The sequence below is a fragment of the uncultured Lamprocystis sp. genome (genome assembly GCF_903933125.1).
Classification (GTDB): Bacteria; Pseudomonadota; Gammaproteobacteria; order Chromatiales; family Chromatiaceae; genus Thiodictyon.
The window spans coordinates 1-6,981 of the sequence record NZ_CAIZIZ010000388.1 but is presented as its reverse complement, the minus strand read 5'-3'; the positions used below and the strand labels follow the sequence as shown (position 1 = coordinate 6,981).

9 protein-coding genes are annotated in these 6,981 nt (G+C 65.5%); 6 read left to right on the top strand and 3 right to left on the bottom strand.

Annotated elements, in window-relative coordinates:
* The first annotated feature begins 213 nt into the window (after nucleotides 1-213).
* Both QZY03_RS20630 and QZY03_RS20625 read left to right on the top strand, forming a co-directional pair.
* A complete protein-coding gene (locus QZY03_RS20630) occupies nucleotides 214-987 on the top strand; it encodes a transposase (protein ID WP_295584134.1) in 774 nt (257 codons plus the stop codon).
* Between the two features lie 394 nt (nucleotides 988-1,381).
* Nucleotides 1,382-1,759 (top strand): PH domain-containing protein, encoded by a 378-nt coding sequence (locus tag QZY03_RS20625; protein WP_295584132.1) that lies wholly within the window; start codon nucleotides 1,382-1,384, stop codon nucleotides 1,757-1,759.
* A 48-nt stretch (nucleotides 1,760-1,807) separates the two neighbouring features.
* On the opposite strand, the gene QZY03_RS20620 is transcribed toward QZY03_RS20625, so the two are convergent.
* Nucleotides 1,808-2,089 carry a hypothetical protein gene (locus QZY03_RS20620; RefSeq protein ID WP_295584130.1) on the bottom strand — a complete coding sequence of 94 codons (282 nt, stop codon included), beginning with the start codon at nucleotides 2,087-2,089 and terminating at the stop codon, nucleotides 1,808-1,810.
* A gap of 126 nt (nucleotides 2,090-2,215) precedes the next feature.
* Nucleotides 2,216-2,353 (bottom strand): hypothetical protein, encoded by a 138-nt coding sequence (locus tag QZY03_RS20615; RefSeq protein WP_295584127.1) that lies wholly within the window; start codon nucleotides 2,351-2,353, stop codon nucleotides 2,216-2,218.
* 346 nt (nucleotides 2,354-2,699) lie between these two features.
* Between QZY03_RS20615 and QZY03_RS20610 the strand changes: the two genes are divergently transcribed.
* From QZY03_RS20610 to QZY03_RS20595, 4 genes are all read left to right on the top strand, one after another.
* The gene (locus tag QZY03_RS20610; protein ID WP_295584126.1) at nucleotides 2,700-2,990 is read left to right on the top strand and encodes a DUF1778 domain-containing protein; all 291 of its coding nucleotides are present in this window, start codon (nucleotides 2,700-2,702) and stop codon (nucleotides 2,988-2,990) included.
* Nucleotides 2,987-3,526 carry a GNAT family N-acetyltransferase gene (locus QZY03_RS20605; RefSeq protein ID WP_295584124.1) on the top strand — a complete coding sequence of 180 codons (540 nt, stop codon included), beginning with the start codon at nucleotides 2,987-2,989 and terminating at the stop codon, nucleotides 3,524-3,526. The genes QZY03_RS20610 and QZY03_RS20605 overlap by 4 nt, the downstream gene beginning before the upstream one ends.
* 390 nt (nucleotides 3,527-3,916) lie before the next feature.
* Complete coding sequence (locus QZY03_RS20600) at nucleotides 3,917-4,882, top strand: hypothetical protein (RefSeq protein ID WP_295584122.1); 966 nt, start codon at nucleotides 3,917-3,919, stop codon at nucleotides 4,880-4,882.
* Nucleotides 4,883-5,124: 242 nt separating this feature from the next.
* Nucleotides 5,125-5,547: a single-stranded DNA-binding protein gene (locus QZY03_RS20595; protein ID WP_295584120.1), complete on the top strand. Its 423-nt coding sequence runs from the start codon at nucleotides 5,125-5,127 to the stop codon at nucleotides 5,545-5,547.
* A 433-nt stretch (nucleotides 5,548-5,980) separates the two neighbouring features.
* Here QZY03_RS20595 and QZY03_RS20590 read toward each other — a convergent pair.
* Nucleotides 5,981-6,981 (bottom strand): transposase (locus QZY03_RS20590; RefSeq protein WP_295584118.1); only part of this gene is annotated, 1,001 nt, incomplete at its 5' end.

Genomic DNA, 6,981 nt, shown 5'->3' with positions numbered 1-6,981 from the left:
TGGTGCGCCGCACCAGTTGGGCGGCGGCGAATTTCGTCAACTCAACCGCAGACCCGGACGCCCTCGTTATTTCCCAGCGGGACTGGGAACGCTTGCTGGATCAACTGGCCTCGACGGCCTGAAATGGCCAAAGTCGAGGGTCGGAGACCCCCGTTATTTGCAACTAATCTGGGCCGAAAATCACGATGTTTGTGGGTTGGGCCGCGGATGTTTGTGGGCCGCTACACCTACGAAGTCGATCTGGCGGTCGGACACCTGGCACGCACGCGCCCCAAGGATCTGCTCGTGATGGACCGCAACTATCCGTCTTATCGGATGTTGGCGGAGCTCGCGCGGTACGGACGGGACTTCGTGGTGCGCTGCTCGGCGGCCTCCTTCGCCCCGGCGCGGCGGATGCTCACGGGGGAAGGCCCCGACAGCCTGGTTGTCACCCTGACGCCGTGCGCCGGACAACGCGCCGACATCCGCACGCGGGGTCTTGCCGAAGCGCTGCGGGTGCGCTTCGTGCGCGTGCGCCTGAGCACCGGGGAATGGGAGGTGCTGGTGACCTCGTTGCTCGACGAGGCGCGTTATCCCGCCGAAGAGTTCCTGGAACTGTATGGTCTGCGCTGGGGAGTGGAAACCCTTTACGGCATCCTCAAGACCCGTTTGGATCTGGAAAATTTCACCGGACTGGGTGCCGAGGCGGTGCGACAGGACTTTCATGCGACGGTCTATCTCACTGGCCTGGAAGCGATCTTGACTGCCGACGCGCAGCAGCACCTGGACGCCAAAAAGACCCTGCATCCGCAGGCGGTCAATCGCACCGTCTCCTTCAATGCCATCAAACACCATGCCTTGGATCTGTTGTACAGCGACTTGAACACCACCGCGCTGGCAGAGCGACTGACGGCACTCTTTCTTACCAGCCCGACCACGGATCGTCCGCAGCGTAATCCGCCCCGCAAGAAATCCTCGTCCAGGGGCTTGCTGGATTTTCATAAGTGACGGAAAAAGCATTGCTATTGAGCCTGTTGGCTTAACTAAATGGCAGTGATCCTGACGCCTGGGGTGACCAGCGCCGCCAACACCGCACCCAATCGGCGTCGCGCCGGAGCGACTGTTCGCCCAAGGCGCTCGTGGACCGACCGGAGCAGCCCCAGCAGTTGACGCGCGTGCCGCTGGGCTGCTAAAGAACGCAGGTCCGTGCGAGTACGAACGCGCGGCGAGTGCGGTGCGGTTGGCAGCGCCAAACGCGGGTGTGTCACTGCGCGCGCGGGCTGTCTGAGCCGATCACAATGAGGCCCCTCTCAGCGCCGAGCAATTGAACGCTCCGGTGGTGCTGAGGGTGGCCGGTCGTCGGAGTGTGACGTCGTATGTAACCTGACAGGTGGAGGTTCCTATGGGTTTGTTGAATGGTCTACTCGGCAACGCATCGACGGTGGACGTGGCCGATGCAAGTGAAGAATACGCGCTGCTGCTAGGTGCTGGCGAGCAGCTCGAACACGCCTACAAGCTGATCCGCGACGCGGTCCTCTTCACAAATCGCCGCTTGATCTTGGTCGATAAGCAGGGCCTCACGGGTAAAAAAATCGAGTACGTCTCGATTCCCTACAAAAGCGTGGTGCGGTTCTCCGTTGAGACGGCTGGCCACTTCGATCTTGATGCCGAACTCAAGATCTGGACGTCAGGCATGACCACCCCGATTCAGAAGCAGTTCGGCAAGGCGGTCAGCATCTACGAGGTCCAGGCGTTACTTGCTGCGTACGTCGGTCGCTGACAGCAGGTGCAGCCAACACATACGTTGGATAGGTCACCATTCCGCCGTTCAGGCGTAGCGGCGCACCAGTAGTCGCTGGATGATCACGGCGGACCAGAACAGTCCGCGTTCGACGCGCACGCCGTCGAGTTGGCTATAGATGAGTCGCTGGGTGCCGGTCTTGCCGCGGACCGTGAGGGCGCCGGGGGCGATCTCGGCCAGTGGGTGTTTTTCCACGCCCTCGGCGAAGAGCCGGGCGAGCCACGTCGGGCTCAGGATAGAGGTTGTCACGGCGCTGATGAGGCGTCGCTGCAGGTGTTCGTCGTCTTCCTGGGGTGCAGGACCAGGCATTCCATGGCAGCAGGCTCAGAAAGGGGTAACGAAGATTGGCATCGCGTTGGCGATAGCCTGTGTGCGGAGTGTGCCACGCGCAGGATTTTTCGGCCATGTGCAGGGTGACTCAGTACGGTAAGGCGGTCAGCGTTCACGTGTAGCATAGAGCGGACTCACGGCATCGGCCATCGCCAAGCAGAAGGTGCCGTGCGGAAAGGCGGCACGGGCGACGCGGCGAGTTTCCTCGGGAATCTCGAAGGCCAGACGGGGTTGGAGCGACATGGGATGACTCCGGATCGGCAGTGCGTGGTTAATCCTTACGACTGTGCGGAGCGCCGAATCGTTGCCGTCGATGTGCCGGCTGGCGGGGGCTTGGGGGATTCGCCACCAGTGTCAAGCTTTGCATAATCGTCCCGAAGATTGTCAAAGCCCAAGGCCCGACGCGTCAGCCTGCCGGGTGCCACCACCACGACAGGACTGAACTGGACGACTGGCTTTCCGAGGCCCGCGCCGAGATCGAAGCGGCGCTGGAGCAAGGGGCCGGTGATGCTCTAAGAGGCTCCCATGTAGACCGCGTGCGTCGCCCGTACTAACATAGCCAACTCGGACCCACACGAACAGGTGCAGTATGGCATCCACCACGACCAGCGCCCCCCGCTCTGCCCGCCTGGGCCTGCGCGCCACCCCCGAGCAGGAGCGGGTGCTGCGCCGGGCCGCCGCGGTGGCCCACAAGTCTCTGACCGATTTCATCCTGGACAGTGCCTGCCAGGCGGCAGAACAGACCCTGCTCGACCAGCGTCTGTTCCTGGTCTCTGGCGGTGAATATCAGGCACTGCTAGACCTGCTGGACCGCCCGGCCCAGGACAACCCGGGCCTGCGCGACCTGTTCTCCCGCGCCGACCCCTGGGATACCCCATGAGTCTGGGCGCCCCGGAGCCCCTGGATGCGCGCCACCGGATCGATACCTTCGACTGTGGCAAACCGGCGCTCGATACCTGGCTCACGCGTTACGCCCGTCAGGCCCAGGCGAGCGGCTCGGCCAAGACCTTCATCGTGGCCGACACGGATCGCATCATTGGCTACTACAGCCTGACCGTCGGCCAGATCGACAGCCTCGACAGCCTCGACGCCCCGGCGCGGGTCCGTCAGGGGATGGGTCAGCACCCGATCCCCGTCGTTATCCTGGCCCGGCTGGCCGTGTCGCGGCAGCACCAGGGCCGGGACATCGGTCTTGCGATGCTGCGCGATGCCATCCGCCGCACCCTGACCATCGCCGAGCAGGCCGGCATCCGTGCCCTACTCACGCACCCGATCGACGACGCGGCGGCGTGTTTTTATACCCGCTTCGGTTTCGCGCAATCACCCCTGCACGAACAGCAATGGCTGCTCCTGCTCAAGGATGCGCGGCGCCTGCTCAGTGGGACACCGGGAGGCGCCAGCCAATCCAGACTGTAGGTCGGCCTTCAGAAGCAAGGGCGTGAGTTCCTTGAGCGGGTCCAAGAGACGCTCAAGGGTCAGTCATCCTGACAGGTGAGGTGACCCGTTCAGGCAGCGCAATCCGGTCACTGCGGGGTGGCCCATCCGCGTCCGGTAGCGGCCATCGTGGGGGAGGGAAGGGCGCCGAGACTGGGATGGCTGGCCGACGCCGCTCAGCAGGGCACCTGGACCCGGTGTTGGCCGGCGGGATCGGGCTGCGCAGCGGGCGCAGGATCATTGATGTCGCAACGCCCGGACCGTCGTTGTCCGATCGGTGACGCGGGTTCCCAAACGCTGCAACCGACTTGTGATTCGCGTAGGATCGGGCCGCGCGCAACGCAACCCATCCTCCGCGCTGACAGGACTGCCATGACCGCGACCCTCCTCGTGTTCACCGCCGCCGCCATCGCCGTGCTGGCGGTGGTGCTGCTCGCCGCCCGCCTCTTGTGGTGGCTGGCGCTGCCAGCATTGATCCTGGCCCTGTTGGCCATGGTCGCCGAGGGGCCACACGCCGCCGCCGAGATCTGGGGCGAGCGGCTCCCGGGCGTGGTGGCGGCCACCCAGTCCTCCGTCCAAGTCGAGACCGCGCGCGCCCGCGGCGCGCGCACCAGTCATCTGGTGGTACGCCACCGCTTCGGGGCCATCGTTTGCTACCGCGCACCGGACGCGCCGGGGCTGGGGGCGGGGACGCCGATCGATCCGGCGATCCTGGCCGCGGTCGGCGAGCCCCTGTCGGCCGCTGACCAGCGGTGTTGGCAGGCCCCCGGCAGCGGCATCTTGCGGCAGACGCAGGTGCGGCTCGACGAAGCCGCGTTCGATGCGGCGGTGCCTGGTCAGGAAGTCATGCTGCGGCGGCTGCGCCCATTCGGGTGGTTGGAGTGGACCTGGCCGGTCGACGCGCCGCTGCTGCCGATGGTGCCCCGGCCCCGGTTCGGCAGCGACGGGCCGCGCGTCGCGGTCCCGGCGCAGGTGATGGCCATCACCATTGATCGGAAGGGGCGTGGACTCTTGAGCCGTTGGGCGCAGCCGTATGCCGTGCCGGTGGCCTGGGTCCGGCTGCGGTATGTGCCGCCGGGCCATCCGGATGGCGTGGAGGGCGTGGAGGGCGTGGAGGGCGTGGACCAGGTGGACGCGCCCTCGGTCAGCGGGCTGGCCCCCGGCAGCGCGGTCCGCGTGACGGTCGCGGCCGAGGCCCCGCGCGCCCCATGGCTGGTGGGGGTGGAGCGGACCTATTGGTGGCGCAACGTGCTGGTCGATGCGCTGACCATCATCGGACTCCTCAGCGTCGCCCTGATCGTTGTCGGCGTGCGCAAACGCCGGCGTCGGGGGACGTGAGACCCGGTTCCTTGTCCGCAGTAGGCATCGAGGGTGGGGACCTCTTCCCGCCTTGGGTCCTGTTTTCGCGCAACCCACGGGAGTGCCGGGATGGTCTTGACCAACGGCGAAGCGATCCCGATCACCGCCCGTCGCAGCGTCACCTTTCGGTCGGACCAGAAGCGCAAAGCCCAGATTCTACCTTTTCGCAGGGTTTGGCAAAACGAACCAAATCCCGCCGTAAACCCCACGGAGTCCTCCCGATGAGTCTGATCGCCAATTTGTATGGTCGCCTGGGTGGCGACCCCGTGGCCCGCACCACGAAAAGTGGCAAGGACATGACCACGGTCCAGGTCGCTGTCGATGTCACCCCGCGGGACGCGCCAGCGCCCGAAACCCTGTGGGTGGGTCTCCTTGCGTTTGGCGCTGCCGCGCAGACCTTGCAGCGGGCGCAGAAAGGCCAGATGGTCGCCGCCCTGGGGCGCATGACGCGCGGCGTCTATACCCCTGCAGACGGCGCGCCGCGCGAGTCCTGGGCCATGCTGTGCGACTCACTGGTGGTGACCACCTCCGCCAAGCCGACCGGCGGGGGGCGGGCGAAGGGCCAAGGCGAACCGGCGGGGGACCCGGGGTCTCCAGTTGAGTCGGCGCCAGCGCCGTTCTACGATGATGCCATCCCGTTTTGAGCGGGTGCGCTGCGCAAGAGGCGCTCCCCTGGCGTCAAGCGGCGTGTGTCGGTGCCCTCACTGAGCGGGGGACCGGGGCTCACCAACCTGGCAAGTCGGTCGCGCTTTGGTCGTGTGCTCGGTGCGCTTGAAACCTACGGTCGTTCTTGCCGAGCCTGGTCAGGGTCCGGTGAAGCGATCGAGGTTCCTGTCTCGACGAACCGCTCGCTTGGACATTCGGTCCCGGCCTCGGGACGTGTCAGCCTCACGAGGATCACCGCGGATCAGTCAGTACCAGGCGACGACGCGCTCTTGACAATTCTACACACTAGCAGCCTGTCGGACTTAGCCCCTGGGAGAGGGGTTACGGCGGTGTAAAGGATTTTTGTTGGATAAATGAGGTTTTTTTACAGAAAAACGCGCCTTTTTCTCGAGTTTTTGGGCTTTTCCCTTACTACGCGCATAAGACGGCCATGCGCTTCAGATTCCACGCCAAGCACACCAGCGTCCACTCGTTCTGGACGTTGTCCAGACCGCGGGTCAGGAACTGGCGGAACCCCATCACCGATTTGATGATGCCAAAGACCGGCTCGACCGTTTGCTTGCGCAAGGCGTAGGCTGCCCGGCCCTTGCGCGTCTTGAGTCGGTGCTGCATCCGCTGGACCGGAGTGGCATCAGCGGGCAGGTCGGCCGGTTCGCTGAAGCGCTCCGACCACTGCGGATGGTGAGCATCGCGCCCCATGGCGATCAGTGGCTCGATCCCGACCTGCGCGCACGCTGCGACGTTGTTGGCGCTGAAATAACCCGTGTCGGCGACTGCTTGCTCCACCTGGTTCAGGTCCGCGGGCAGCGCCTGCAGGCGCTCCAGCATCGGCACCACTTGCTGTTTGTCATTCACCTCCTGGGTGACCCAGGGCAGCATGACGATGAGACTCGCAGTATCGACAACCGCTTGGGCGTTGTAGCACTGCTCGAAGCCGCCCCCGGCGACGGGCATGATCCGCGATTCCTCATCGGTGAGGTTGATCTGATCGGTGGGGCGCGCACCGGGGGTCGGCGGTTGCGGGACGCGGCCACCGGGCTTGCGCCCCGTGACGACGGCCCGTTGCGCCCGCGCTTCCAGCTTGGCCTCATACGCCGCTTGTTCTTCGGCGAAGCGTTCGGCCGCCCGCGCTTCGAGTTTGGCCTTCGCCTGGGCAATGGCCGCCAGGCGCACCTCGCGCCGCTGCAACTCCGCCGGCACGCTCATCCCATCGGGCACCGACTCCCCGTCCGTCTGCGCGGCCAACGCCAGCAGTTGCTGCACCTCCGCCTTCAGGTGCGCCTCAAGCGCCTCGGCATGACCGTACGACAGGGCGCTATGGCGACTGGCATTGGCGTGGATCTTGGAGCCGTCGAGGCTCACCCGCCCGAACTGCGTCAACCGATTCTCCCGTGCGACCTGCAACACCTGCA

Bases quoted from the DNA above. Each gene is read 5' to 3' on its own strand.
- QZY03_RS20615 (WP_295584127.1), bottom strand. From the start codon at position 2,353: ATGTCGCTCCAACCCCGTCTGGCCTTCGAGATTCCCGAGGAAACTCGC.
- QZY03_RS20595 (WP_295584120.1), top strand. From the start codon at position 5,125: ATGAGTCTGATCGCCAATTTGTATGGTCGCCTGGGTGGCGACCCCGTG.
- QZY03_RS20605 (WP_295584124.1), top strand. From the start codon at position 2,987: ATGAGTCTGGGCGCCCCGGAGCCCCTGGATGCGCGCCACCGGATCGAT.
- QZY03_RS20625 (WP_295584132.1), top strand. From the start codon at position 1,382: ATGGGTTTGTTGAATGGTCTACTCGGCAACGCATCGACGGTGGACGTG.
- QZY03_RS20610 (WP_295584126.1), top strand. From the start codon at position 2,700: ATGGCATCCACCACGACCAGCGCCCCCCGCTCTGCCCGCCTGGGCCTG.
- QZY03_RS20600 (WP_295584122.1), top strand. From the start codon at position 3,917: ATGACCGCGACCCTCCTCGTGTTCACCGCCGCCGCCATCGCCGTGCTG.
- QZY03_RS20620 (WP_295584130.1), bottom strand. From the start codon at position 2,089: ATGCCTGGTCCTGCACCCCAGGAAGACGACGAACACCTGCAGCGACGC.